At 49.5% G+C, this 25,370-nt stretch carries 21 protein-coding genes and 1 tRNA gene; 8 read left to right on the top strand and 14 right to left on the bottom strand.

Annotated elements, in window-relative coordinates; genetic code table 11:
• Positions 1-99: 99 nt before the first annotated feature.
• Positions 100-2,235 (bottom strand): ornithine decarboxylase, encoded by a 2,136-nt coding sequence (locus LVQ76_RS15060; protein WP_232921970.1) that lies wholly within the window; start codon positions 2,233-2,235, stop codon positions 100-102.
• A gap of 478 nt (positions 2,236-2,713) precedes the next feature.
• Between LVQ76_RS15060 and LVQ76_RS15055 the strand changes: the two genes are divergently transcribed.
• Positions 2,714-2,789, top strand: a tRNA-Phe gene (locus tag LVQ76_RS15055).
• 218 nt (positions 2,790-3,007) lie between these two features.
• Here LVQ76_RS15055 and LVQ76_RS15050 read toward each other — a convergent pair.
• Complete coding sequence (locus LVQ76_RS15050; protein WP_232921969.1) at positions 3,008-3,364, bottom strand: TehB family protein; 357 nt, start codon at positions 3,362-3,364, stop codon at positions 3,008-3,010.
• Positions 3,365-3,598: 234 nt separating this feature from the next.
• Between LVQ76_RS15050 and LVQ76_RS15045 the strand changes: the two genes are divergently transcribed.
• On the top strand, positions 3,599-4,960 hold the full coding sequence (locus tag LVQ76_RS15045; RefSeq protein ID WP_232866352.1) for an HdeD family acid-resistance protein: 1,362 nt from the start codon (positions 3,599-3,601) through the stop codon (positions 4,958-4,960).
• Positions 4,961-4,962: 2 nt separating this feature from the next.
• On the opposite strand, the gene LVQ76_RS15040 is transcribed toward LVQ76_RS15045, so the two are convergent.
• The 4 genes from LVQ76_RS15040 to LVQ76_RS15025 all read right to left on the bottom strand — a co-directional run bounded on the left by LVQ76_RS15040 (position 4,963) and on the right by LVQ76_RS15025 (position 8,489).
• Positions 4,963-6,321: an 8-oxoguanine deaminase gene (locus LVQ76_RS15040; protein ID WP_232921968.1), complete on the bottom strand. Its 1,359-nt coding sequence runs from the start codon at positions 6,319-6,321 to the stop codon at positions 4,963-4,965.
• A gap of 205 nt (positions 6,322-6,526) precedes the next feature.
• Entirely contained in the window at positions 6,527-7,057 is a 531-nt protein-coding gene (locus LVQ76_RS15035) for an OmpH family outer membrane protein (RefSeq protein WP_232866348.1), read from the bottom strand.
• A 174-nt stretch (positions 7,058-7,231) separates the two neighbouring features.
• Positions 7,232-7,792 carry an NlpC/P60 family protein gene (locus LVQ76_RS15030; RefSeq protein WP_232905155.1) on the bottom strand — a complete coding sequence of 187 codons (561 nt, stop codon included), beginning with the start codon at positions 7,790-7,792 and terminating at the stop codon, positions 7,232-7,234.
• A gap of 193 nt (positions 7,793-7,985) precedes the next feature.
• Positions 7,986-8,489, bottom strand: a complete 504-nt coding sequence (locus LVQ76_RS15025; protein ID WP_232866207.1) for an ESA_00282 family adhesion-associated protein — start codon at positions 8,487-8,489, stop codon at positions 7,986-7,988.
• A gap of 103 nt (positions 8,490-8,592) precedes the next feature.
• Between LVQ76_RS15025 and LVQ76_RS15020 the strand changes: the two genes are divergently transcribed.
• On the top strand, positions 8,593-8,991 hold the full coding sequence (locus tag LVQ76_RS15020; RefSeq protein WP_232905157.1) for a hypothetical protein: 399 nt from the start codon (positions 8,593-8,595) through the stop codon (positions 8,989-8,991).
• Positions 8,991-9,383 carry a cytoplasmic protein gene (locus LVQ76_RS15015; RefSeq protein ID WP_232921967.1) on the top strand — a complete coding sequence of 131 codons (393 nt, stop codon included), beginning with the start codon at positions 8,991-8,993 and terminating at the stop codon, positions 9,381-9,383. Before LVQ76_RS15020 ends, LVQ76_RS15015 begins: the two co-directional genes overlap by 1 nt.
• A 69-nt stretch (positions 9,384-9,452) precedes the next feature.
• Here LVQ76_RS15015 and LVQ76_RS15010 read toward each other — a convergent pair whose 3' ends face one another.
• The 3 genes from LVQ76_RS15010 to exbB all read right to left on the bottom strand — a co-directional run bounded on the left by LVQ76_RS15010 (position 9,453) and on the right by exbB (position 12,412).
• Positions 9,453-10,904: a methyl-accepting chemotaxis protein gene (locus tag LVQ76_RS15010; protein ID WP_232921966.1), complete on the bottom strand. Its 1,452-nt coding sequence runs from the start codon at positions 10,902-10,904 to the stop codon at positions 9,453-9,455.
• Positions 10,905-11,247: 343 nt separating this feature from the next.
• Positions 11,248-11,673 (bottom strand): TonB system transport protein ExbD, encoded by a 426-nt coding sequence (exbD, locus tag LVQ76_RS15005; protein ID WP_151994910.1) that lies wholly within the window; start codon positions 11,671-11,673, stop codon positions 11,248-11,250.
• A 4-nt stretch (positions 11,674-11,677) separates the two neighbouring features.
• Complete coding sequence (gene exbB, locus LVQ76_RS15000; RefSeq protein ID WP_151994909.1) at positions 11,678-12,412, bottom strand: tol-pal system-associated acyl-CoA thioesterase; 735 nt, start codon at positions 12,410-12,412, stop codon at positions 11,678-11,680.
• Positions 12,413-12,600: 188 nt separating this feature from the next.
• On the opposite strand from exbB, the gene metC reads away from it, so the two are divergent.
• Both metC and LVQ76_RS14990 read left to right on the top strand, forming a co-directional pair.
• On the top strand, positions 12,601-13,791 hold the full coding sequence (gene metC, locus LVQ76_RS14995; RefSeq protein WP_232866217.1) for a cystathionine beta-lyase: 1,191 nt from the start codon (positions 12,601-12,603) through the stop codon (positions 13,789-13,791).
• 180 nt (positions 13,792-13,971) lie between these two features.
• Positions 13,972-14,631, top strand: coding sequence for a DedA family protein (locus tag LVQ76_RS14990; protein ID WP_232921965.1), 660 nt, complete (start codon positions 13,972-13,974; stop codon positions 14,629-14,631).
• A gap of 48 nt (positions 14,632-14,679) precedes the next feature.
• On the opposite strand, the gene LVQ76_RS14985 is transcribed toward LVQ76_RS14990, so the two are convergent.
• On the bottom strand, positions 14,680-15,570 hold the full coding sequence (locus LVQ76_RS14985) for an AraC family transcriptional regulator (protein WP_151994906.1): 891 nt from the start codon (positions 15,568-15,570) through the stop codon (positions 14,680-14,682).
• Between the two features lie 193 nt (positions 15,571-15,763).
• Between LVQ76_RS14985 and yqhD the strand changes: the two genes are divergently transcribed.
• On the top strand, positions 15,764-16,927 hold the full coding sequence (yqhD, locus tag LVQ76_RS14980; RefSeq protein ID WP_232866223.1) for an alcohol dehydrogenase: 1,164 nt from the start codon (positions 15,764-15,766) through the stop codon (positions 16,925-16,927).
• A gap of 105 nt (positions 16,928-17,032) precedes the next feature.
• On the top strand, positions 17,033-17,860 hold the full coding sequence (gene dkgA / locus LVQ76_RS14975; protein WP_232921964.1) for a 2,5-didehydrogluconate reductase DkgA: 828 nt from the start codon (positions 17,033-17,035) through the stop codon (positions 17,858-17,860).
• 112 nt (positions 17,861-17,972) lie between these two features.
• Here the strand turns inward: dkgA and LVQ76_RS14965 are convergent, their stop codons facing one another.
• The 4 genes from LVQ76_RS14965 to parC form a co-directional block, all read right to left on the bottom strand.
• Entirely contained in the window at positions 17,973-20,330 is a 2,358-nt protein-coding gene (locus LVQ76_RS14965; protein ID WP_502258294.1) for a YgiQ family radical SAM protein, read from the bottom strand.
• Positions 20,331-20,471: 141 nt separating this feature from the next.
• Positions 20,472-21,884, bottom strand: a complete 1,413-nt coding sequence (ftsP, locus tag LVQ76_RS14960; protein WP_232866226.1) for a cell division protein FtsP — start codon at positions 21,882-21,884, stop codon at positions 20,472-20,474.
• Positions 21,885-21,978: 94 nt separating this feature from the next.
• Positions 21,979-22,734, bottom strand: a complete 756-nt coding sequence (locus LVQ76_RS14955) for a 1-acylglycerol-3-phosphate O-acyltransferase (RefSeq protein ID WP_232866228.1) — start codon at positions 22,732-22,734, stop codon at positions 21,979-21,981.
• Positions 22,735-22,913: 179 nt separating this feature from the next.
• On the bottom strand, positions 22,914-25,184 hold the full coding sequence (parC, locus tag LVQ76_RS14950; RefSeq protein WP_232921963.1) for a DNA topoisomerase IV subunit A: 2,271 nt from the start codon (positions 25,182-25,184) through the stop codon (positions 22,914-22,916).
• Between the last annotated feature and the right edge of the window lie 186 nt (positions 25,185-25,370).

The raw sequence follows: 25,370 nt of genomic DNA, 5'->3' as shown, positions 1-25,370 counted from the left end.
CAGGCAGGCGACCAGACCGTTAGTCCCCAGGAGCATAGGTAACTATGTGACTGGGGTGCACGGGTGCAGTCAACACACCTGCAACTTGAAGTATGACGGTTATTTCATCATATATCCGTACAAACGCTTAATTCCGTCGGCATCCGTTTCGCTATACACGCCCTGCAACTCCGGCGAGAAGCCCGGCAACATATTCACGCCCTCTTCAAGCGCCAGGAAATAACGCAACGCGGCACTGCCCCAGACTTCGCCTGGCACCACACAAAGCACGCCCGGTGGGTACGGCAACGCTCCCTCCGCTGCAATACGCCCTTCTGACTGACTCAGGCGCACCAGTTCCACATTGCCGCGAATAAACTCGCTGTTGGCATCCTGTGGGTTCATGGCAACGGCAGGGAAACTGGCTTTACGGAACATCGCTTTTTGCAGATCCTTCACTTCAAAGCTGACGTAAAGATCGTGCATCTCCTGGCAAAGTTGACGCAGCGTGTAGCCTTTATAGCGTTGGGAATACTTCTGATAGATCGTCGGCAACACATCCACCAGCGGCGTATCATCTTCAATATGCTGTTCAAATTGCGCTAGCATCGCTACCAAATGCGCCATCTTCTCCGCACTTTCCGCAGGTGTCAGCAGGAAAAGAATTGAGTTGAGATCTGCTTTTTCGGGGACAATACCGTTTTCACGCAGGTAGTTTGCAAGAATCGCGGCAGGTACGCCGAAGTCTGTATATTGCCCAGTTTGGGGATCGATCCCCGGCGTAGTCAGCAGCAGCTTGCAAGGATCGACAAAGTATTCATCCTGCGCATAGCCTTCAAAACCATGCCACTTCTCACCCGGCTCAAAGCTAAAGAAACGACGTTCCTGGGCAATTGCTGTAGTTGGGTGATCCTGCCACGGTCTGCCCGCAACTACCGGTGGAATAAACGGTTTGATCATCTTGCAGTTAGCGATGATCGCTTTGCGCGCTTCAATACCTAGATCGACACACTCAGCCCACAGGCGGCGGCCGCTCTCCCCTTCGTGAATTTTCGCATTCACATCAAGAGCCGCAAACAGCGGGTAGAACGGACTGGTTGAAGCGTGAAGCATGAAAGCATTGTTCAGCCGCTTGTGTGGGCAAAAACGCGCTTGCCCGCGCAAATGGTTATCTTTCTTGTGGATCTGCGAAGTTTGCGAGAATCCAGCCTGCTGTTTATGCACCGATTGCGTAACAAAAATGCCTGGATCATTTTCGTTAAGATCCAACAGCAGTGGCGAGCAATCAGCCATCATCGGGATGAATTGTTCATAACCGACCCAGGCTGAATCAAACAAAATGTAATCGCAAAGATGGCCGATGTTATCCACTACCTGGCGTGCGTTATAAACCGTGCCGTCATAAGTACCGAGCTGGATAATTGCAAGACGGAACGGGCGTTTTTGCTGAGCACGTTCTGGTGCAACTTCTGCAATCAATTCACGCAGATACTTTTCATCAAAGCAGTGCGCGTCTATTCCACCGATAAAACCAAATGGGTTGCGAGACGCCTCCAGATAAACCGGCGTCGCCCCCGCCTGAATCAATGCACCGTGATGGTTTGATTTATGGTTATTACGATCGAATAGGACCAAATCGCCACGGGTCAGCAACGCATTGGTCACGACTTTGTTTGCAGCCGAGGTACCGTTTAAAACGAAGTAAGTTTTATCGGCATTAAATACTTTGGCGGCAAATTTCTGTGCATGTTTGGCCGACCCTTCATGGATCAGCAAATCCCCGAGTTTAACGTCGGCGTTGCACATATCAGCGCGGAATAGATTCTCACCGAAGAAATCATAGAACTGCCGCCCTGCCGGGTGCTTTTTGAAAAACTCACCATGTTGGTGGCCCGGGCAGGCAAAAGTGCTGTTTTCCATCGCGACATATTTCGTCAACGTATCGAAAAACGGAGGAAGCAAGCCTTCTTCATAATCTGTTGCGGCGGTTTCGAGCTCCAGATATTCCTGCGCTTTGCCGGTGATCAGTCCCGTAATACCTTCCTGCTCGCCTGACCAGGCATCAGCAGCTAGAAAAACGGGTATCGAAAAACCAGTCCGTTTAAGCAACGCAAGAATACCGCTGCGGCTATCGGCTACAGAAAGAACAACAGCGGCAATATCGGTGAAGTCTGTGCTATCAAGCGCAACCACTTCACGATGCGTGGACAGAGTTGCAACCACATCGTGGCTGGCGGCAATTTTCAAAGATTTCATATGCACAAATCCCAGAGGCCAAGGATGAGTGAGTGCCTTATGGCACAGCAAAGGGAGCATTCCCCGGCGAATGTGTCTTGATGGTCTGAAGGATAATACCCACTCCGACCGCCAGACATCAGTAAAACCAGGCATCGCCTAATTTTACTGATGTCCTACAGTGAGCGTGCGTTGCCCTCACCGCATGGTGAGCAAGGGTCTTCGGGATACGAGCGAGAGGTGAACGAGCGCCATCGAGAGATGAACGAGCGCCATCGAGAGATGAACGAGCGCCATCGAGAGATGTCGGTGAACATTGACTATAAACATCAATAAGCGACCCGTTGCAGATGTGTGAAATTTCGCGCAATCATGGCACCTTCTGACCTGTGGTTCAAGACAGCGCTGCTACCTGGAGCACATTATTCGTGCAAACGCACGGCTTATTAACACAAAACCGTTGACGCCAAACGGCCTTTACGGTTTAATGCGCCCCGTTGCCCGGATAGCTCAGTCGGTAGAGCAGGGGATTGAAAATCCCCGTGTCCTTGGTTCGATTCCGAGTCCGGGCACCACATTTAGAAGAACCCGCCTATGGCGGGTTTTTTGCTTTCTGGGATTCGGACTCTCCATCGAACTTGGTTCGATTACTCGTCGCATCCATGCGACTCGCCCTGCGGGCCAGCGCAAGCGCTGTTCAAAAACGTTCCCGACGTTTTTGTCAGAGTCCGGGCACCACTATTTAAAGAAACCAGCCTACGGGCTGGTTTTTTGCTTTATGGGATTCAGGAATTCAACTTTTCGCCGTATTCACCACTTGCCCGAACCCCTTCCCTTCAAGCTCTGCTTCTGGAGCCGCAAAAAAATCAATATTGAAATATGTGTCTTCGGTAAGCAGTTCAATACGGTGCCAATATTGCGGCGGGCTTACGCCAAAATGACCTTCCTCAATAATCACTTCTATCTCAGCAACGGTGTCATTTTCATTTTTGAAGCCGATATATTTGACCGCTCCTGCCATTACAGACAGACGCCCATAAACATTTTTTTTGGTGTTGTGATGGGTGAGCAAAGCTTTAGGAACCGAGTCTTTGTTCCAGAATGGAGTTGAACGAGTGTGTTTGTAATCTACCGGGATACGAGCTGCCATAGTGTTCTCCAGAAATAAAAAGTATCTGGATGATAAAGAGCAACATGCATGCCACTTATTTATCACATTGTATTTAAAGGGATTATTAAAAAAGCAGTGACTAATAAAGTCATTATGACAATAAAGAAACGGTCAAAATGACTGCATTGAGTCATTTTGACTATTTCAGGTATTAGCGCACGTTACCCGTGGGTGGGCTATATATTTGAAAGATTCAGTTTTGGATTTCTCCTCATGATGCGGCTAACAATGATCCTGCTTGGTGTTGATTTCCTGCGCTCCCACTGGCGCGGGCTGCGCCGTTTCGGCTGGGTTACGCTAATTGCCGGCGTGGTGATATTCATTGATGCGCTGGATGGTACGCTGTTCTTCCCTATCGAACCTTTTGCCTGCTTAATGCTGGTCGAAGGATGTGCGACGCTGATGGTTGCTCATAGCGGTATGGGCGGGCAGCGTGTGCTGCGCTACGTAAAAGGTGGGGCATTTACTGTCGCTGCGCTGTTGATTCTGGCGGGTCACCATGACGGAAACTTCGTATTAGCAATGATCTTCGGCACGCTATTTATGTTTGATGGTGCGCTGCAAATTGCCTCTGCATTAGTGGTGCGCTATCGGCGCTGGCGGCCAGCTTTATGGGGCGGAATTGTCGAAATCGCACTGGCAATATTCTTTTTCCAGCCCTGGCCCTCGCACTATGCAGGTACGGCTCCTTACTGCCTCGGGCTGGGCCTGGCTTTTGCGGGCTGGAATATGTTTATCCTCGCTAACCGCGTTAAAAGCGCCGCTGCAAACCCCGGGCTTAAAGGTGCGGTCTTTATGGAAGAAGCTGATGTTCCGCCGCTTAAGGTCGTGGAATGGGACGGGCCACCGGGTGACGATGAAAAAGCACTGACAGTTCATGTCTGGACACCTGCTGGCTCAGCCCCGAGCGAGACAATTCCCCGCCCGGTGATTAGCCGTTATATCGCCGCAGTCGACCGCAACGGGGTTATCTCAACCGGCCATGCAGCCATTGAGTCCCCAGGTGGAATTTACATCAGCCTCTACCCTGCCGAGCTAATTGACCAGTCGCCCGACGAGTTCGCCCGCCTGTTGCGCGCAACCCCGGAAAACAACGTTGCAGGATTATTTCAGCCCGATTATGCGACGGAGGCCGCAAAGTGGTGCCCGTCCACAAGAAAAGTGCGCATCCGTAATTACAACGAAGCAAAGCTGAAAGCATTCTGGGAAAGTTACCGCCAGAATGAATCCTACAACCTGACGTACCGCAACTGTTCCAGCAGCGTGGCGCGGGCTTTAGAGGCCGCGCTCGAAGGGTCAGTTGGACGATTGTGGCACAAACGAGGGTTCTGGATGGCAATGGGGAAACTGATGTCTACCCCAGAGCTTTGGGTGGCGTTACAACTACGCAAACGAGCTGAAACCATGGCCTGGACACCGGGCCTGGTTCTGGATTACGCCCGTGCCCTGAGTATGCTTGCCGACCCACGACCAACAGGTTGGTTTAACACCACAAGCCGGGCGCTGAAAAAGATGTTTAACCGCCGTATTGCCTGGGGAAAAGGGAAAAGCGGCGAAGAGGCCGCTGAAGAGTAGCGCTAAACACCTGCCACTAATTTTGCCGCGGCACGGCGATGACGAGAAATCAGATCCGGCACATCAAGACCGATGATATTACCCTGTGTCACGCGCCACTTCCCGCCGACCATTACATGTTCAGCCTTTTCCGCGCCGCATAACAACAGCGCAGAGATGGCATCATGACTGCCGCTAAAACGCAGTTCATCCTGAGCAAACAAGGCTAAATCAGCCTGCTTCCCAACGGAAATTTCACCGATATCAGGGCGTCCGATGAGTTTCGCTGAACCTTGTGTCGCCCAACCCAGTACCCGCTGCGGAGTAATGGCTTCAGCGCCATAACGAAGGCGTTGTAGATAGAGTGCCTGCCGCGCTTCATACATTATGTTTGAAGCATCGTTAGATGCAGATCCATCCACGCCAAGCCCCACAGCGGCACCTGCATTTTCTAAATCCACTGTCGGACACATGCCTGATGCCAGGCGCATATTGGAAACCGGACAATGGCAAACGCCAACTCCCGCACGCCCAAGCCGTTGAATCTCACGCTCATCAAAGTGAATACCATGTGCAAGCCAGGTTCTGTCATTAAGCCAACCTACGCTTTCCAGATAATCCACAGTTCGTAGGCCGAAACGTTGCAGGCAGAAGTTCTCTTCATCCAGTGTTTCAGCCAGATGAGTATGCAAACGCACATTTTCTTGCTCAGCAAGTTGGGCGCTGTCGCGCATGATTTCGGTAGTCACAGAAAATGGCGAGCATGGCGCGAGGGCTATTTGTAGCCACGCCCCTTCCCCGCGCTGATGGTAGCGTTTAATCAACCGTTCGCTGTCGCGTAAGATTGTCTCCGCCTGCTGTACGGTGTGCCGTGGAGGCAAACCGCCTTCGTCTTCACCAAGGCTCATCGAGCCACGCGTTAACACCGCACGCATCCCCAGTTCGCCAACCACACCCACCTGCACATCAATCGCCTCTTCCATTCCCTGCGGAAAAAGATAGTGATGATCCGTGGTGGTGGTGCAGCCAGAAAGCAGCAGCTCTGCCATTGCGACTTTGCTGGCAAGAGCCAAGGCTTCGGCATCGAGACGAGCCCAAATGGGGTAAAGCTGCTTTAACCACGGGAATAGTGGCACGTTAACCACCGGAGCCCAGGCGCGAGTCAGAGTTTGGTAGAAATGATGATGTGTATTGATAAGGCCGGGCAGCAGGACAAGATCGCGGGCGTCGAACACCGTATCGCAAGGCATGGAAGGCTCGCCACCAGCAGGAATTAATTCGCTGATAACCGCACCTTCAATCACCACACCACCGGAGGCATCTTGTGTATTAGCGGTAAAAACTGCGCGGGGATTTTTGATCCACAAACGTTGTGCAGTCATAACTGGCTCCTGAAAATGAAGATAAAGGGAAGCCAGCTCAGTTATGGCCTGTCTGCTGATCCAGGCATTGCTCGGGCAATTGACGCCATTCTACCCAGGAATTTTGAGCAGTATTATCGCATTTACTTATGGGGGGTTTTGACAGGAGCTCTCGGATGAATTGAAGCTTCGCTGAGTATCTCAACGAAGCTTTTTACTTACTGGACTATTTTGCAGCCGGTCCACTCGCTTTAACGGCGAAATCTGGCAGTTTTGGGAATTCTAGTTTTGTAGTTTTAAGCTTCTGGGTCAGATCGGCACTGACATCCAGTTCTGGTGAAACTGACATCGCTACTTGTGTCGGCAAAATCACGCCAATTTTCTTGTCGTTACGGTAAGCATCGGTCGCACTCTTCAATGCAGCCATCACCACATTACGCGCAGCTTGTTGCTGCCCTTTCCATTGTTGTGTAAGAACATTTCTATCCGCTTTTCGCGCGGCATCAACTTTATTCGCAGGCATACTGATGTAATTCTTTTCAGCCAATTGCTGACCCTTGTGCAAACTTTCATTCACAGCTTTGAGGTGATCCTGCTCTTGCTTCAGCAAACCAGAATCTACTAAGACCATTTCTACATTTACAAATTTCACTGACGCTTCTCCTGCTTGTTTTGCATCACAACCTATGAGCATCGTACCCGCAACAAGGACCACCATTACTGCACCCGCCATACGGTGAATTAAATTTCTTTTCATTTAATAACAATCTCGTTGGAAATAAGAATATAAATCTCATGGACTTATATTCAAACCAAATACATTAATACGATCTCATTCATTGAATACATAAGTTAGAATGAATATTTCAAAAAGAATGGCCATAATAATGTTGGTGAAAGCAAAATAAAACCTCAGAAATATTATTTATATTCAGCCAATCATTTTTAAACGCCGAGCCGTTTCATAATGATCCATCCAGTAACGGTTAGCCAGTGAGGAAATGGTTACTCCCACGCTGCTTGAGGCATGGATAAACTGGTTATTACCGACATACACGCCAACATGGCGGGTGCCCGGAGAAGTTTGAAAAAAGACTAAATCGCCTGGTTTAAGCTTTTCTTTATTGACGTGCTCACCATTTTGAATTTGCTGAGTTGTGGTTCTTGGCAAAGACTTGTGGAAAGAATCACTAAAAATATGCTGCATGAGTGCAGAGCAATCCACACCTTTATGTGTGGTACCACCAAAACGATAGTGTGTACCTTTCCAATTGGAAAATTCAGCCAATATAGCGGACCTGATATTATTAGAAGTTGTTTTTCTATCATCCTTTATAAATGAGGCATGCTTAGAAAACACATCTTTATTAGAAAGGTTTTTAACCCCTAATGATGCAAATTCCTTTGGCATATTAAAAGCAAAGGAATTTGCACTAATAACTAAAGGGATAATTAAAAGTGAAGCGGTAATGATTTTTTTAAACAAATACATGAGTCATATCTTTTTTGAAGGCAAATACTGTATTACTGAATCTTCAGCAACGTGGCGAACAACTCCTTTTGGGTGAGCAAATAATAAACAGTGCTGAGTGTTAATCCAGCAGATAATCAGTCCATTTTTAGATTTGGCTTTTTTTAGTTTAAAAAACAGCCTGATATCAAATCAGCCTAATTGGCAAAATGCACTATACATTCTCAAGACAGACTTCCGGTCTCTGAAGATGCGGCCATACCAAAGCAACCAACGCGGGGTAAGCATCATGACTGAACTCATCAAAGCACTGGCGTAAATTCAGTAGCTCGATATCAGCAAAAGGTACCTTCTCCCCCTCGGAACAGCGCTTTCTGAGATTATCGTAATAGCGGTAGATGGCAGAGTGTAAATCACTACAACGCCGCTGAGCGTTAAAGAGTGTCAGGTCAGCGCTAAGTTCGTCAATATGCATCCGTTTGATAGTGGCATGATTGAAATCCACATATTCATGGCTCACTCGCCAGTAATAATCAGGCGTTATTTTTAACATTAACTTAGCAAAATAATCTTCACGCTCGTCAATTTCAGATAAATTTAATTTAGGGATACTAGCGGGGGTTAATTTAACTTTGGGATGCGATATCTCACGCATCAGCACCAGTACTACGCACAGCAATAACAATATTAATACAATTGAATAAAAGACGCTTTGCATGGGAACTCCTGTTTTTTTTATAGTAATTTTGAGGCAACATATAGTCAACCTGGCATCTGTTAACCGTAAAAATTTATTCCATTGATATAAAAGGACATCTCTAATGCTGCCCAACAACCTGGTGCCAGTGACCTTTCCTGTCTCTCAGGCTGATATTGCCGGATCAGAAGAACATAGCGCTCTAACGCTAAATCCTCAGGATAATCTTTTAGTTCTGGAGAAAACGATTCTGAGCGCTCCTCATTATGCTGGGCAAGCGAAAAATACATTGCTTGAAGAGAACGACCGGCATTTAAAAGATCGTTTGTTTTATGCAGTGAAAATTGAAGCGATAGTGACAGTATTAAATGAACTCATAGAGCAAGAAAAAATCAACTCAGCCGATCTGCAAATGCTAATAGAAGATAAAAAATTGCAGATAAGTCACCATTCACAGCAAATCTGGGTCAATCAGTTAACTCAGGAAAAAAGCTGGCCTCTGTTTTATTCTCTGGATGAGTAATGCCAATGTCAGAATTGCAATTTCCCCCAGTTCAAACGGCCGCATCATCTGACGATACCGCGTCTGATAATACGTTATTACGTGAAAATATTGCCGCGCTGGTACAGATTAAAAATGAAAATATTGCTCGCATCGCGCAAGGTCAGATCAATATCACTGCGGCATTGGTTGAACAAAAATGGCATAACCGCCATCAAATTTACCCATATCGTGTGAAAGATGAGATTTACGGCTCAGTTCTCAGCGAGATCATCAGCCACCACCCCAGGCTTAAAACCGAAGTTCTGGCTCGACTAGAGGCGGTGTATCAGAAGTTGAGAGATGAAGAAACACAAACACTCTCACGTACCCGTGCATTGCTGGAAAACAGCTACAAAACTCCGCACTTATAAGATTTCTGGAGCGCATGCGAAAAGCAGGCGCTCTTCTTTGGCGACATAAATACGCTTACGAACCGGTTATCAGGCCAGACGAAATACTGAGATTGCCTGCTGCAAATCATCAGCTTGTTGCTGTTGTTGGCGCGCAGCCTGTACGGTTTGCGCAGTATGTTCCACGTTATACCTCACGCTTTCATCGATACTGGCGATGCTCTCATTCATTTGCGTAATGCTGATACTTTGCTGTCCACTCATATCAGAAAGCTCTTCCACCAACTCTGCCAACGCATTGATGGAACCAATCACTTCACGCATAGTTTGCCCCGCGTTCTCCACTTGTACCGAGCCTGTCCGAGTACACTCTACCGATACGCTTATCAACTGACGGATGTCTTTGGCCGCATTTTCGCAACGTAACGCCAGTGTGCGTACTTCAGAAGCCACCACCGCGAATCCTCGACCATGAGCACCTGCCCGGGCTGCTTCAACGGACGCGTTTAGCGACAGAATATTAGTCTGGAAGGCAATGCCATCGATCAGTTCAAGAATATTGCTGATGTGGTCAGACTCTTCGCGGATTTGTTCCATAGTGTGTGTGGCAGCATCAATACTGACTCCACCTTTGCTGGCGAGATTACTTGCCTGAGTGGCAAGTATTCTGGCACTTTTCGCTTTGTCACTAGTCGCGACTGCGGAGGAGCTGAGTTGTTCCATGGCACTGGCTGCAACGGCCAGTGCGGCGGCCTGCTCGTCAGTACGTTTAGACAGTGCGGCATTACGTTGGATGATACTTTCCGAAGCTGTGAGTACTGATGCCACACCAGCGCGCACCCGGTTTAGCGTGTCTCTCATCGTGGTAAGCGTAGTATTAAAGGTTTGAGCAAACGGCGTGCGGCTTTGTCTTTCACTACGCGTAAGGGTCAGGCAACCCGGCTGGCGGTTAATCTGCGCCGCCAGTTGCGCGACTTCGCTGGCGGAACGGGCATCGTCTGCCATTCGCAATGCCATATAAATCAGGATTGCCGTTTGCGCCACCACAAAAATGGCATGGAATACCACCATATGAATGCCGGGATGCATAAAGCAAGTGATACCAAATAAGTCATTAGCTTGCAGCCAGGCAAATAATACATGGTGAAGCGCTGCAACCATCGCCCCTATTAATAATGGTCGATAATCGCGATAAGCTAATAATGCTGATAGCAATACAAAAACCGAAAAGTGATATTCAGTTTCACCGTTACCTAATTGAATGAGCAATGCGGCAAAACCGATTAATGTGAACGCATAATACAAGCGGGTAAATAGCTTACCGGGTAGTAATACTTTGATAATACTGGAACTCAACGCAAGTAAACTGCCCACTACCAGCGCCACCGGTAGCGCATCATAAGCCCACCCCACCGCCAGTGAAATAACAAACATTCCCCACACGACCCAAAACATTAAAACATCAGCATGCAGATAAATGTTTCTCAGAGACACCACGTCGGGCTGTTTATTGCCGGTATGCAAAACAGTCATCGTTGCCATTTGGTTATCCACGCTTCTGTTATCAGATATTTTCAGGACGGAATAATCCCGCATATACCCAAAATAATTCGAGTTGCAGGTAGGCGGCAAGGGAGCAAATCCCCAGGAGCTTACTTAAGTAAGTGACTGGGGTTTGTGAGTGCAGCCAACACCCCTGCGGCTCGAAGTATGACGGGTATAGAAATAGCATAGATAAACATTGTTTTATCGCGAATAAGTTTCACACGTTATCAATAATACGTTCGTGTGATTTTAAAATTTGAATTAAGTCAGACGGGAATGCGGACAAAAGAAAAACGGCCCGTTAGTTGAGCTAACAGGCCGTTGTAAGAGCATGCAAAACTTATTTGGCGGCAGTGACTTCTTGTCCCACCAACCCGATCTTCAAATACCCTGCCTGATGCAGCGTATCCATCACGTTCATCATGGTTTCGTAATCAACCGTTTTGTCTGCGCGGAAGAAAATCGTGGTGTCTTTCTTGCCTTCCGTCGCAGCCATCAGAGCATTAATCATGTTCTCTTTGGTCACTTCGTCATTGCCAATAAACATTGTGCGATCGGCTTTGACAGACAGATAGACCGGTTTTTCCGGACGCGGTTGCGGCTGGCTTGAAGATGCAGGAAGGTTAACCTTCACATCCACTGTCGCAAGCGGTGCGGCCACCATGAAGATAATCAGCAGTACCAACATGACATCGATAAACGGCGTCACGTTGATGTCATGCATTTCGCCGTTATCATCGTGGTTTTCGTTAAAACTCATTGCCATGGGATCAACCTACACGCAGTTTCTGAGCGGTACGTACTGGGCGAGACTGAGAGCTAGCCGCTAAATCCAGATCACGACTTTGCAGCAGCAGAACCTGAGCAGCAACGTCACCCAGAGACGCTTTATAGCCGCCAATCACTCGGGCAAAGACGTTATAGATAACAACCGCAGGAATCGCTGCAACCAAGCCAATAGCCGTTGCCAGCAACGCTTCTGCGATACCAGGTGCAACAACCGCCAGGTTAGTGGTCTGCGACTGAGCAATCCCAATGAAGCTGTTCATGATGCCCCAGACCGTACCAAACAGGCCGACGAATGGAGAGATCGCACCGATGGTCGCAAGGAAGCCGTTACCGCGTCCCATGTGGCGACCCGCTGCCGCAACACGGCGCTCAAGGCGGAAACCGGTACGCTCTTTAATGCCTTCGTTATCTTCGCTGCCTGCGGAAAGCTCCAGTTCGTTCTGTGCTTCGTTGATAAGCATAGTGCTGAGGCTTTTCGAATCAAACGTTTCGGCCATTTCACTGGCTTCATCCAGAGAGCGGGCATTAGCCAGTTGCTGCTGTTCACGCTTAAGACGGCGCTTCTGCGATGACAGCTCAACACTTTTGCTAAAGAAGATTGCCCAAGTGACGACAGAGGCCATAATCAGGCCGATCATCACAATCTTTACCACGATGTCGGCATGTTGATACATGCCCCAGACAGAGAGGTCTGTCTGCATCAAATTATTCGTCACTCTTACTCTCCACCACGAAACAATACAAAAACTGGTCGTAATAATATCAAAACGGCATCGAATTGATAGTAGTTCTCATTAGTATTTAAAGAGTGCCTTAAATTGTCTATGCATTCCTTGCGCTTACGCAGCAAAAAGATGATAAGTTAGATTTAGACATCCAGATGGTTAAACAGGGTAAAGTGAACATGACTGCGAAGAAGCACATTGAAACGGCGCTGGTTAATGCCGGGCGCGATAAAAAATTCACCCAGGGTTCGGTTAACAGCGTCATTCAACGCGCTTCCTCGTTGGTTTTTGAAACTGTTGAAGCCAAAAAGCAGGCGACGGCTAACCGCGCGAAAGGCGAACTTTTTTATGGTCGCCGCGGCACCCTGACCCACTTCTCTTTACAAGAAGCAATGTGCGAGCTCGAAGGTGGTGCGGGTTGTGCGCTTTACCCTTGTGGCGCCGCAGCCGTTGCCAATGCGATTCTGGCGTTCGTCGAGCAAGGTGACAATGTGCTGATGACCGGCTCCGCTTACGAGCCCAGCCAGGACTTCTGCACCAAAATCCTCGCTAAACTCGGTGTGAGCACCACCTGGTTTGACCCAATGATTGGCGCAGGCATTGCTGAACTTGTGCAACCCAATACTAAAGTCGTATTTCTGGAATCGCCTGGCTCTATCACAATGGAAGTACATGACGTTCCAGCCATTGTACAGGCGGTACGTAGCGTTGCCCCAGACGCCATCATCATGATTGATAACACCTGGGCGGCAGGCATTCTCTTTAAGGCGCTGGATTTCGGTATCGATATTTCGATTCAGGCCGGCACCAAATACCTGATTGGCCACTCGGATGCGATGGTTGGTACAGCTGTATCAAATGCACGTTGCTGGGATCAGTTGCGCGAGAACTCTTATCTGATGGGGCAAATGTTGGATGCCGATACCGCTTATATGACGAGCAGAGGTCTACGCACTCTTGGTGTGCGCCTGCGTCAACATCATGAAAGTAGTCTGAAAATTGCCGAATGGCTGGCACAACACCCGCAGGTTGAACGTGTTAATCACCCTGCACTGCCCGGCAGCAAAGGGCATGAATTCTGGAAACGAGACTTTACAGGTAGCAGCGGCTTGTTCTCATTTGTGCTGAAGAGTCGCTTAAATAACGAGCAATATCAGCACTACCTGGATAATTTCCACTATTTTAGTATGGCCTATTCCTGGGGCGGCTATGAATCGCTTATCCTAGCCAACCAACCGGAAGAACTCGCAGAGATCCGCCCGGCTGGCGGGGTAGACTTCAGCGGGACGCTAGTGCGCATTCACATTGGCCTGGAAAATGTTGACGATCTCATCGCCGATCTTGAAGCAGGTTTCCAACGGATCGCCTAAAATTGCCAGAAGTGGACGCCCATAAGGACAGTTTTTGCTATCCCATAATGATTTGTTGAGCCTGTGATCAAGATGTCGCAGGCTTTTTAGCGTTACACTAAGTTCCTAAAACTAAGGTGTGCCTAATCTAACTACTGTAGATTCAGGCCTGCTCAATAAAGCGGTTCCACAGGATTTGCCATGGCTGTTATACACAATATCGTTCAAGCGCTTTGGCAACATGACTTTGCTGCACTCGCGGACCCTCATGTTGTTGGAGTGGTTTATTGCGTCATGTTTGCGACGCTGTTTCTCGAAAATGGATTACTGCCCGCCTCGTTTTTGCCAGGTGACAGTCTGCTATTACTCGCAGGAGCGCTAGTGGCAAAAGGGGTTATGAATTTCGTCCCGACAATCGTTATTTTAACCGCGGCAGCAAGCCTCGGTTGCTGGTTGAGCTATGTGCAAGGCCGCTGGCTCGGCAATACCCGGGTGGTGAAAAGCTGGCTGAAACAACTCCCACCGCAGTATCACGAGCGAGCGACGGTGATGTTTGACCGACACGGTTTATTCGCTTTGTTAGCTGGCCGTTTTTTGGCGTTTGTGCGCACACTGCTGCCAACCATGGCGGGCATTTCTGGCCTTAGCAATCGCCGCTTCCAGGTATTTAACTGGTTTAGTGGGTTGTTATGGGTTGGTAGCGTCACCAGCCTGGGTTATGCCCTGAGCATGATTCCATTTGTGAAACGCCACGAAGATCAGGTGATGACCTGCCTGATGATTCTGCCGATGGTTCTGCTGGTCGTAGGTCTGGTAGGCACACTATTTGTGGTTATCAAAAAAAGATTTAACCCCGCATAAAAATTACAGAGTGGATAATGCGAAATTATCCACTCTGTAAGCTTCAGCTTAAATGACTCGCATACGAGCGGCATCTTCACCCGGAGTCACCCCAAAGTAGCGTTTAAACTCGCGGCTAAACTGCGAAGCACTTTCATATCCCACACGAATAGCCGCAGCGCTAGCTTTCACCCCATCATGCAAAATCAACATTCGCGCTTTATGCAGGCGGTAGCTTTTGAGGTATTGCAGCGGCGAAGTACTGGTCACCGACTTAAAGTTATGGTGAAACGCAGAGACGCTCATATTCGCTTCAGCGGCTAGTTGGTCCACAGAGAGGTTCTCGGTATACTGCGTTTCAATACGACGCAACACACGGCTAATCAGGCTGAAATGCGTCTGTCGACTAACCAATGCCAACAGCGCCCCGCCACACGGCCCAATTAAAATGTGGTAGAGAATCTCGCGAATGATCTGTTTTCCCAGAATTCGCGCATCAAGCGGGTGTTCGAGCACGTCCAGCAAACGCTCGGCGGCACACAGGATCTCTTCGGAAATCTCGGCTGAGTTAATCCCTGTTGAGTTGTTATGCGGATGCGATAAATCATCCTCGCCAATATCCATCAGCAAATCCTGAAGCTGCAAGATATCGATATTAATTCGCAAGCCCGCCAGTGGCATTTCAGGTGAGGCAAAGGTTTCACATTCAAAAGGCAGTGGCACCGTTAATAGCAGATATTCATTAGCATCGTAGCGAAACACACGATCGTTCAAATAACCCGTTTTTTGCCCTGAAAAGAGAATAATGATTCCCGGCTCATACATTACTGGCGTGCGGGCATAGGGTTTAGTGCCATACAACAAAGTGACATTTGGTAATGAAGAAAGACCACTATTTTCTTTTTGTATCAAATAATTAATCTTATTTGTTAATTGCTGGCAAATCTCTTCCCGCTTCATTCCCTTCCGCTCCACAAGGCTTTTATGACGTGATAAGTCTGCGACTAATTTATATTTTTCTCCAGAGGTAAGTAGAAATAGGCAAGACAAAGGCAGGAATAAGCATTGAGAGATAGCCAGCCGAAGCCGACAATGGCTACCATCAAATTCAATAAGTATTGTCTCTAACGATCCAAACCACAGGAATCAAATAATGAACAACTTCAACCTACATACCCCAACTCGCATCCTGTTTGGTAAAGGCGCTATTTCCGAACTGCGCGCACAAATTCCTGCTGATGCCCGCGTATTGATCACCTACGGCGGCGGCAGCGTGAAGAAAAATGGCGTGCTGGACCAGGTTTACGCCGAACTCAAAGGGCTGGATGTACTGGAGTTTAGTGGTATTGAACCTAACCCGACTTACGAAACGCTGATGAAAGCGGTAGAAGTTGTGCGCCAGCAGAAAGTCACTTTCCTGTTAGCGGTCGGTGGCGGTTCTGTGCTGGATGGCACTAAATTCATCGCCGCAGCAGCCAACTATCCGGCTGATATCGATCCATGGAATATCCTGCTAACTCATGGCAACGATGTGAAGAGCGCAATCCCAATGGGTTCTGTTCTGACGCTGCCTGCGACCGGTTCTGAATCCAACAAGGGTGCCGTAGTTTCTCGCCGTGAAACAGGCGACAAACAAGCGTTTATGTCTGAACACGTTCAGCCTGTATTCGCGGTACTTGACCCGGTTTACACCTACACTTTGCCACCGCGCCAGGTTGCAAACGGTGTAGTCGACGCCTTTGTTCACACCGTTGAGCAGTACATCACTTACCCAGTGAACGCCAAGGTGCAGGACCGTTTTGCCGAAGGCATTCTGTTAACGCTGGTTGAAGACGGCCCAATTGCACTGAAAGAGCCAGAAAACTATGACGTGCGTGCCAACGTAATGTGGGCGGCGACCATGGCATTAAACGGCCTGATCGGTGCCGGCGTACCGCAGGACTGGGCGACTCACATGCTGGGTCATGAACTGACTGCGATGCACGGCCTGGATCACGCGCAGACTCTGGCGGTGGTTCTGCCATCTTTGTTGAATGAAAAACGTAACGAGAAACGCGGCAAACTTCTGCAATACGCTGAGCGCGTGTGGAATATCACTGAAGGCTCCGAAGAAGAACGTATTGATGCGGCAATTGCTGCAACCCGTAATTTCTTCGAGCAAATGGGTGCCCCAACTCGCCTGTCTGCCTATGGTCTGGATGGCAGCACCATCCCGGCTCTGTTGGTAAAACTGGAAGAAAAAGGCATGACTAAATTAGGTGAGCGCCAGGACATTACTCTGGACGTAAGCCGTCGTATTTACGAGGCAGCACGCTAAGTAATTTAGCCATTTTTTTCACGTTTCTGAGTATTTGGTCCAGACTTAAATGCAATTGTTACACCGGAAGCCCCTTCCGGTGTATCGCTTATTAAGGAGGAATACATGGCAAATCCAACAGTAATCAAGCTTCAGGATGGAAATGTAATGCCACAATTGGGGCTCGGTGTCTGGCAAGCCAGCAACGATCAAGTCCTGATTGCCATCGATAAAGCGCTGGAAGTCGGCTATCGCTCCATTGATACCGCTGCGGCGTACAAGAACGAAGACGGCGTGGGCAATGCACTAAAACAGGCTGGAATTGCGCGCGACGAACTGTTTATCACCACCAAACTGTGGAATGACGATCAGCAAAGGCCACGTCAGGCGCTGGAAGACAGCCTTGAAAAGCTCCAGCTCGATTACGTCGATCTGTATTTGATGCACTGGCCGGTGCCGAGCAAAGATCACTATGTTGAAGCCTGGAAAGGTATGATTGAGCTGCAAAAACAAGGGCTGGTCAAAAGCATTGGCGTCTGTAATTTCCAACTCAACCATCTCCAGCGTCTGATTGATGAAACGGGCGTCTCGCCGGTTATCAACCAGATTGAACTCCACCCACTGCTGCAACAACGCCAGCTTCATGCCTGGAATGCGACACATAAAATTCAGACCGAATCCTGGAGCCCACTGGCTCAGGGCGGAGAGGGTGTGTTTGATAAGAAAATCATCCGTGACCTTGCCGATAAATACGGTAAAACCCCGGCACAGATTGTCATTCGCTGGCATCTGGATAGCGGGTTGGTTGTGATCCCGAAATCGGTGACCCCATCGCGTATTGCTGAGAACTTTGACGTGTTTGATTTCCGTCTTGATAAAGACGAGTTAAGCGAGATTGCGAAGCTGGATAGTCATAAGCGTCTGGGACCAGACCCTGATGTGTTTGGCTCGTAAAACTGTTTCATAGTGTCGGATGGCGCTTACGCTTATCCGATCCAGGAAAGATATTGTAGCGCCAAGGCGGATGTCGTTTGCGACATCCGCCCTGGCTGTTTCACTACAATCCTTAAGCCGGGCGTTTCCTGCTTGTAGGCCTTGATACAACTTTAGGTGCAGGTCTTGCACCAGTAGCCGCTTTAGCACCAGCTGTAGGTTTAGCACCAGCTGTAGGCTTCGCGCCAGCAACAGGTTTAGCACCAGCCGTAGGCTTCGCACCAGCAACAGGTTTAGCACCAGCCGTAGGCTTCGCACCAGCAACAGGTTTCCCACCGGCAGCAGGCTTAGTGTCGCCAGGTGCACGACGCTGATGTGTCATTGGCGTATGTTTCGTCAATGCTGGACGCGCTCCACGGTTATAACGGCGCGCTTCACGCATCTCTTCAATCGTTGGCGAAGGCACCAGGCACTCACGGCGGCCACCAATCAGGTGCTTTTTACCCATCGCTTCCAGCGCTTCACGAATCAGCGGCCAGTTGGCTGGATCATGGTAACGCAGCAACGCTTTATGCAAGCGGCGCTGACGATCGCCTTTCGGCACCACCACATCTTCACTCTTATAACCAATCTTACCCAACGGGTTCTTGCCGGTGTAATACATGGTGGTCGAGTTCGCCAGCGGCGACGGGTAGAAGTTCTGCACCTGATCCAAACGGAAGCGGTTCTTCTTCAGCCACAGAGCCAGATTCACCATGTCTTCATCACGCGTACCCGGGTGCGCAGAAATAAAGTAAGGAATCAAATACTGCTCTTTACCTGCCTGTTTGGAGTAAGTATCAAACAGCTCTTTAAAGCGCTGATAACTGCCCATACCCGGCTTCATCATCTTAGATAGCGGCCCTTCTTCGGTATGCTCCGGAGCAATCTTCAGATAACCACCAACATGGTGCGTCGCCAGCTCTTTGATATAACGTGGATCTTCCACTGCGATATCGTAACGAACACCGGATGCGATCAGGATCTTCTTAACCCCTTTAATCTCACGGGCGCGGCGATACAAGTTGATCGTCGGCTCATGGTTGGTGTCCATGTGCGGGCAAATGTCCGGATACACGCAAGACAAGCGGCGGCATGTCTGTTCCGCACGCGGCGACTTACAGCGCAGCATATACATGTTAGCGGTTGGGCCACCGAGATCCGAAACCACGCCGGTAAAGCCTGGAACGGTATCGCGCATCGCTTCAATTTCGCTAATGATCGAATCTTCAGAACGGCTCTGAATGATGCGGCCTTCGTGTTCGGTAATGGAACAGAATGAACAGCCACCGAAGCAGCCACGCATGATGTTCACTGAGAAACGAATCATCTCATAAGCAGGAATTCGCGCCTTGCCATAGGCTGGGTGAGGAACGCGCTTGTAAGGCAGTGCAAATACGCTGTCCATCTCTTCAGTGGAAAGAGGGATGGCTGGCGGGTTAATCCAGATAAAACGGTCACCGTGTTTTTGCATCAACGCACGAGCACAACCTGGGTTGGTTTCATGGTGCAAAATACGTGAAGCATGCGCATACAGCACTTTGTCGTTTTTGACTTTTTCAAAGGACGGCAGCAACACGTAGGTTTTTTCCCACGGCTTCATCGGCGCAGGTTTAACCACGATAGCCTGAGCTTCGTTAATTGGCTTATCCGGTTTACCGGTTTCTGCACACGGCAAATCTTCACCGTAAGGGTGTGGAATCGGGTCGATACGGCCAGGCATATCCAGACGCGTAGAATCCACACCAGACCAGCCCGGCATCGCTTCTTTACGCATCATGGCGGTGTTACGCACATCGCAAATTTGATCGATTTTCTCGCCCATTGCCAGGCGGTGAGCCACTTCTACCAGCGGGCGCTCGCCGTTGCCGAAAATCAGCATATCGGCTTTCGCATCGACCAGGATTGAGCGACGAACGGTATCAGACCAGTAATCGTAATGCGCGGTACGGCGCAGGCTCGCTTCAATGCCACCAAGAATGACGGGCACATCGCGCCAGGCTTCTTTACAACGCTGGGTATAAGCAAGCGACGCACGATCCGGGCGTTTACCCGCCACGTTATCTGGCGTGTAAGCATCGTCATGACGCAGCTTACGATCCGCGGTGTAACGGTTGATCATGGAGTCCATGTTGCCTGCGGTCACACCGAAAAACAGATTCGGTTTGCCAAGACGCATGAAGTCTTCTTTAGTATTCCAGTCTGGTTGGGCAATGATACCCACGCGGAAGCCTTGGGCTTCCAGCATTCGGCCACAGATCGCCATACCAAAACTTGGATGGTCAACGTAGGCATCTCCGGTAACCAGAATGATGTCACAGCTATCCCAACCTAACTCGTCCATTTCCTTGCGTGACATGGGTAAAAATGGTGCCGGGCCGAAACAGGCTGCCCAGTATTGTGGCCACGAAAAGAGTTCGCGATCGGGCTGGATCAAGCTAATAGAGCTCATAATGCTTCCGAAAAATGAATAAAAAATGATTTAAAAATAACCAAAGCCGGCGATTATACGCTGGTATGGGGTCAAAAATGAAGTGTTATTGCCGTGTTAAAATCTAAGGCCCTTTCACTGATGGAAAGGACCTAAAATGGTTTATGGCGCAGGCTGCACCAGCAATTGACCGATAGAACCACGGTCTGCCATTTCAAGCGTCTGACTTGTATAGAGGAATGGGAAATGTTCCCAGGAAGGCTGGCCAAAATAAACCAATAACTCGACCTGCCCATCAACCCAAACCGTATCTTTCCAGCCGCGGTCTTCACCAAATGGTGCTGCGCCATTGACGTTTTTAATCAGGAAACTCACGCCTTCAATATGGAAAGATTGCGGCATATCGGAACGCACGGTCCAGCGCTCCCAGGTGCCTTGCTGAGTCTGAATATCAATGCGTTTCATATCCCATAGCTGACCGTTAATACCGGGATCTTCGCCGAGAGTAATTTCACGGCTACGCGCCGGGTTGCCATTGATAATCTCATCCGGCAGCAAGCGCATTGGTAATGTATCAGTCACTAACGGCAGCAGACCGGTGGCACGCAACGTCAGAACCAACGTGGAAATAAGAATGCTCGACGGCTCAAAGAAACCACGGATTCTATCCATGATACCGGCCGCTTCACCGCAGGTTATCGACACTTCTTTGCCGTCACTCATATCCACCAGAATCTCACGGCGTTCGCCCGGAGCCAGTGAAAGTTGCTTTACGGAAACCGGTGCAGGCAGGAAACCCTGGTCGCTGGAAATAACATGCATCGCACGGCCATCGCTCATTTGCAGTAGATAGCGGCGTGAGTTAGAAGCATTCAGCAAACGCAAACGCACCCAGCCGCGAGAGACCTCAACATACGGCCCCTGCACACCATTCACCAGCAGTGTGTCGCCCACAAATCCACCATTGCCTGGCTCTTCATATTCAGGCGCGCCAAAGTTATCGAGGCGCTTATCTTGAATAATGACCGGGAAGTCATCGACACCATAGTGGTTAGGAATAGGCAGATTTTTGCTGACTTCATCTTCAATCAGCCACATGCCCGCAAGGCCATTGTAAACCTGCTTTGCGGTACGGTTAGGCGTGTTGGCGTGATACCAAAGCGTCGCCGCTTGCTGGCGAATTGGCAGAACCGGCGCCCAGTCGACGTTGGGCTGCATCATGCGTGCAGCGCCACCCATAAGCGGACCTGGAACCTGCAAACCGGCAATCGTCATGGCGATATTTTCTTGTAGACGATTGCTGTAAATCATCTTCACGTCATCACCGCTCCATACCCGGATGGTCGGCCCGAGATAACGTCCGTTCAAACCCCAGACCGGCGCCTTAGCACCACCGGTAAATGACCAGTGTGCTCGTTGTAACGTAAGGAACAATGGTTGCCCACGGCGGGATTCTAATAAAGGTGGTACGGGTAAAGGTTGCTGCAGCCCTGCTGCGTTTGCCCTCAGTGGCACCGAGCCGGCACAAAGTGCGACTCCTGATGCCTGAATAAACTGACGCCGACTGAGTGACATAATTACTCCATGTGAAACTGACTTACGTAGTGCGGCACAAAACGTGCCGCCAAAATATCCCCGTAATACTCTAATTGCAGGGGTATAAAAATGATTAATTCGCCTGCTTTTTCTCAACTCGACCGGAAGCTTCACGCTCCGCGACTTCTTTATCTAATTCGGCGATTTTTTCCCTCATGATATCGCGGCAATGAGTAGCGAGTTTACGCGCCTGATCTTTGCCATAACCGCTGATATCAATTGGCTCCAGCATTTCGACAATCACCAAACCGTTATTCCAACGGTTTAGCTTAATTTTATTACTGGTATTGGAAACACACACCGGAATAATTGGGACGCCCGCAGCAATTGCGGCGTGGAACGCGCCGGTTTTGAACGGCAACAAGCCACGACCACGGCTACGCGTGCCTTCAGGGAACATCCAGACCGATATTTTGCGTTTCTGAATCTGCGCCACCACCTGGGAAATGGTGCTCAGGGCTTTGGCGCGATTGTCACGGTCAATCAGCATATTTCCGGTTAACCAGTAGATTTGGCCAAAAAAGGGAATCCACAGCAGGCTTTTTTTCCCGACGGTTACTGTCGGCGGCTGCACAATACTCGCTGCTGTCACCATGTCGAAATTATTCTGGTGGTTACAGATATAAATCGCCGTCGGGTGATTTTCATGACCTTCCGGTAAACGGGTTTCGACTTTCAAACCGAACACTGGTGCCAGGCGCCCAAACAGATGGCCAAAAGTTGCAACGTGGCGCGGGTTACGTGGGCTGAACAGGCAATAAATACAGCCAAAAATGCTCACCAGGATGCAATAAATTATAACGATAATAAAACGTACGATGGATAGCATAACAACCTCAAAAGCCAAAAGCGCTGACAAGTATACCCTAAATAATTCGCGATGCAGGAAAGCACCAGACTGTAAGTATGGAGGTAGTCAGGGCACTGCAACTTGAATGATGACGGGTGTACGACTTGCTTAAGCGTAAAATATACCAATCTGGCGGCCTTTCAGCCGCCATTTTTTGATTACTCTTCGCTATCACCTGCACTTGCGCGAAGCGGAGAATCAACTTCAACACGATCAATGCGTTGTAGACCACGCATCAATGTGCCGCGACGGCCACGCTCACCAGTGATTTTTTGAAGCTCTTCCGGACGAAGTTTAATTTTGCGCTTGCCGACGTGCAAAGTAACGGTGCTTTGCGGCGGCAATACAAATAGATGAACCAGTTTGTCTTCGCCTTTTGCCGCTTCCGCCGAAGGAATCGAAATGATTTTATTCCCTTTACCTTTGGAAAGCTGCGGCAAATCACCGACCGGGAACATCAGCATACGGCCTGCGGCGGTAATCGCCAGCAGCATGTCGTCCACACTTGAAATTTCCATTGGCGGCATGACTTTCGCATTTTCCGGCAATGAGATCAGCGTTTTACCCGCACGGTTGCGTGCCACTAAATCGTTAAAGGTGCAGACAAAACCATAGCCCGCGTCAGACGCCATCAACAGTTTCTGGTCGTCCGGTGCCATTAATACGTGCTCAACGACTGCACCTGGCGGCGGCGTCAGTTTACCGGTCAAAGGTTCACCCTGGCCACGAGCCGAAGGCAACGTTATCGGGTCAAGCGCGTAGCTTCGCCCGGTGGAGTCGATAAACGCCACCGGCTGGTTGCTCTTGCCTTTGGCTGAGCCGAGGAAGCTATCGCCCGCTTTGTAGTTTAGCCCTTGCGCGTCGATATCATGGCCTTTGGCGCTACGCACCCAGCCCATTTGCGACAACACAATGGTTACAGGCTCAGACGGCGTCATGTCGTGCTCGCTCATGGCTTTCGCTTCGCCACGTTCACGCAGTGGTGAACGGCGGTCATCGCCATAAGCATCAGAATCTGCCTGCAACTCTTTCTTCAGCAAGGTATTCATTTTGCGTTCAGACGCCAGAATGCCCTGCAATTGGTCACGCTCTTTTTCCAGATCGGCTTGTTCGCCGCGAATCTTCACTTCTTCGAGTTTTGCCAGGTGGCGTAATTTCAGCTCGAGGATAGATTCAGCCTGGGTTTCACTTAACTCAAAGCGCGACATCAACACCGGCTTCGGCTCATCCTCAGTACGAATGATGTGGATCACTTCGTCAATATTGAGGAACGCCACCAGCAAACCTTCGAGGATATGCAGGCGTTTGAGGACTTTTTCCAGACGATAGCTCAGGCGGCGGCGCACCGTTTCGCGACGGTAAACCAGCCACTCGGTAAGAATTTCCAACAGGTTTTTCACCGATGGACGGTTATCCAGACCGATCATATTGAGGTTAATGCGATAGCTTTTCTCAAGATCGGTGGTGGCAAACAGGTGGTTCATCACCTGCTCGACGTCGATACGGTTGGAACGTGGCACAATCACCAGACGCGTCGGGTTTTCGTGGTTCGACTCATCGCGCAAGTCTTCAACCATTGGCAGCTTTTTAGCGCGCATTTGGTTGGCGATTTGCTCAAGCACGCGCGCACCGGAAACCTGATGTGGTAACGCGGTGATCACCACATCGCCATCTTCTTTTTTCCACACGGCACGCATACGCACAGAACCACGGCCGTTCTGGTAAATTTTGCGGATCTCTTCACGCGGGGTGATGATTTCGGCTTCTGTCGGGTAATCCGGGCCCTGAACAATATCCAGCAGCTCATCGAGCGTAGTTTTCGGCTGGTCAATCAGAGTGATTGCCGCTTTCGCTACTTCACGTAAGTTATGCGGCGGGATGTCAGTTGCCATACCAACGGCAATGCCGGTGGTGCCGTTAAGCAGGATATTCGGCAGACGTGCAGGTAGCATTTTCGGCTCCTGCATGGTGCCGTCAAAGTTCGGCACATAGTCAACCGTCCCCTGCCCTAATTCACCAAGCAGGACTTCAGCATATTTCGACAGTCGCGATTCGGTATAACGCATCGCGGCGAAGGACTTCGGATCATCCGGCGCACCCCAGTTTCCCTGGCCATCAACCAGTGGGTAGCGATAGGAGAATGGCTGCGCCATCAATACCATGGCTTCATAGCAAGCGCTGTCGCCGTGCGGATGGTATTTACCCAGCACGTCACCAACGGTACGGGCTGATTTTTTGAATTTAGCGCTATTGCTTAATCCCAACTCCGACATCGCATAGACGATACGACGCTGTACGGGCTTTAAACCATCGCCAATGAACGGCAGAGCGCGGTCCATAATGACGTACATGGAATAGTTGAGATAAGCATTTTCCGTGAATTCGTGCAGCGCAAGGCGTTCTGCACCATCATGAGTTAAATCACTCATTAATTATTCATCCTCAAACTGACGAGCCGAGTGTGGCCACATACCCTAAATAATTCGAGTTGCAGAAAGGCGGCAAACTCAGAAATCCCCAAGAGCTTACTTAAGTAAGTGACTGGGGTGACTGAGTGCAGCCAACGCATCTGCAGCTTGAAGTATGACGGGTATAAACGGCGTAATTGCCGCCGA

It is taken from the genome of Buttiauxella cochleicola (genome assembly GCF_021283185.1).
GTDB lineage: Bacteria > Pseudomonadota > Gammaproteobacteria > Enterobacterales > Enterobacteriaceae > Buttiauxella > Buttiauxella massiliensis.
The sequence above is the reverse complement of the archived record's forward strand: the minus strand, read 5'-3'. Positions and strand labels throughout refer to the sequence as shown.

Coding starts and splice junctions, on each gene's coding strand:
- LVQ76_RS15060 (WP_232921970.1), bottom strand. CDS start 2,235: ATGAAATCTTTGAAAATTGCCGCCAGCCACGATGTGGTTGCAACTCTG.
- LVQ76_RS15050 (WP_232921969.1), bottom strand. CDS start 3,364: ATGGCAGCTCGTATCCCGGTAGATTACAAACACACTCGTTCAACTCCA.
- LVQ76_RS15045 (WP_232866352.1), top strand. CDS start 3,599: ATGATGCGGCTAACAATGATCCTGCTTGGTGTTGATTTCCTGCGCTCC.
- LVQ76_RS15040 (WP_232921968.1), bottom strand. CDS start 6,321: ATGACTGCACAACGTTTGTGGATCAAAAATCCCCGCGCAGTTTTTACC.
- LVQ76_RS15035 (WP_232866348.1), bottom strand. CDS start 7,057: ATGAAAAGAAATTTAATTCACCGTATGGCGGGTGCAGTAATGGTGGTC.
- LVQ76_RS15030 (WP_232905155.1), bottom strand. CDS start 7,792: ATGTATTTGTTTAAAAAAATCATTACCGCTTCACTTTTAATTATCCCT.
- LVQ76_RS15025 (WP_232866207.1), bottom strand. CDS start 8,489: ATGCAAAGCGTCTTTTATTCAATTGTATTAATATTGTTATTGCTGTGC.
- LVQ76_RS15020 (WP_232905157.1), top strand. CDS start 8,593: ATGCTGCCCAACAACCTGGTGCCAGTGACCTTTCCTGTCTCTCAGGCT.
- LVQ76_RS15015 (WP_232921967.1), top strand. CDS start 8,991: ATGCCAATGTCAGAATTGCAATTTCCCCCAGTTCAAACGGCCGCATCA.
- LVQ76_RS15010 (WP_232921966.1), bottom strand. CDS start 10,904: ATGGCAACGATGACTGTTTTGCATACCGGCAATAAACAGCCCGACGTG.
- exbD (WP_151994910.1), bottom strand. CDS start 11,673: ATGGCAATGAGTTTTAACGAAAACCACGATGATAACGGCGAAATGCAT.
- metC (WP_232866217.1), top strand. CDS start 12,601: ATGACTGCGAAGAAGCACATTGAAACGGCGCTGGTTAATGCCGGGCGC.
- LVQ76_RS14990 (WP_232921965.1), top strand. CDS start 13,972: ATGGCTGTTATACACAATATCGTTCAAGCGCTTTGGCAACATGACTTT.
- LVQ76_RS14985 (WP_151994906.1), bottom strand. CDS start 15,570: ATGAAGCGGGAAGAGATTTGCCAGCAATTAACAAATAAGATTAATTAT.
- yqhD (WP_232866223.1), top strand. CDS start 15,764: ATGAACAACTTCAACCTACATACCCCAACTCGCATCCTGTTTGGTAAA.
- dkgA (WP_232921964.1), top strand. CDS start 17,033: ATGGCAAATCCAACAGTAATCAAGCTTCAGGATGGAAATGTAATGCCA.
- LVQ76_RS14965 (WP_502258294.1), bottom strand. CDS start 20,330: ATGAGCTCTATTAGCTTGATCCAGCCCGATCGCGAACTCTTTTCGTGG.
- ftsP (WP_232866226.1), bottom strand. CDS start 21,884: ATGTCACTCAGTCGGCGTCAGTTTATTCAGGCATCAGGAGTCGCACTT.
- LVQ76_RS14955 (WP_232866228.1), bottom strand. CDS start 22,734: ATGCTATCCATCGTACGTTTTATTATCGTTATAATTTATTGCATCCTG.
- parC (WP_232921963.1), bottom strand. CDS start 25,184: ATGAGTGATTTAACTCATGATGGTGCAGAACGCCTTGCGCTGCACGAA.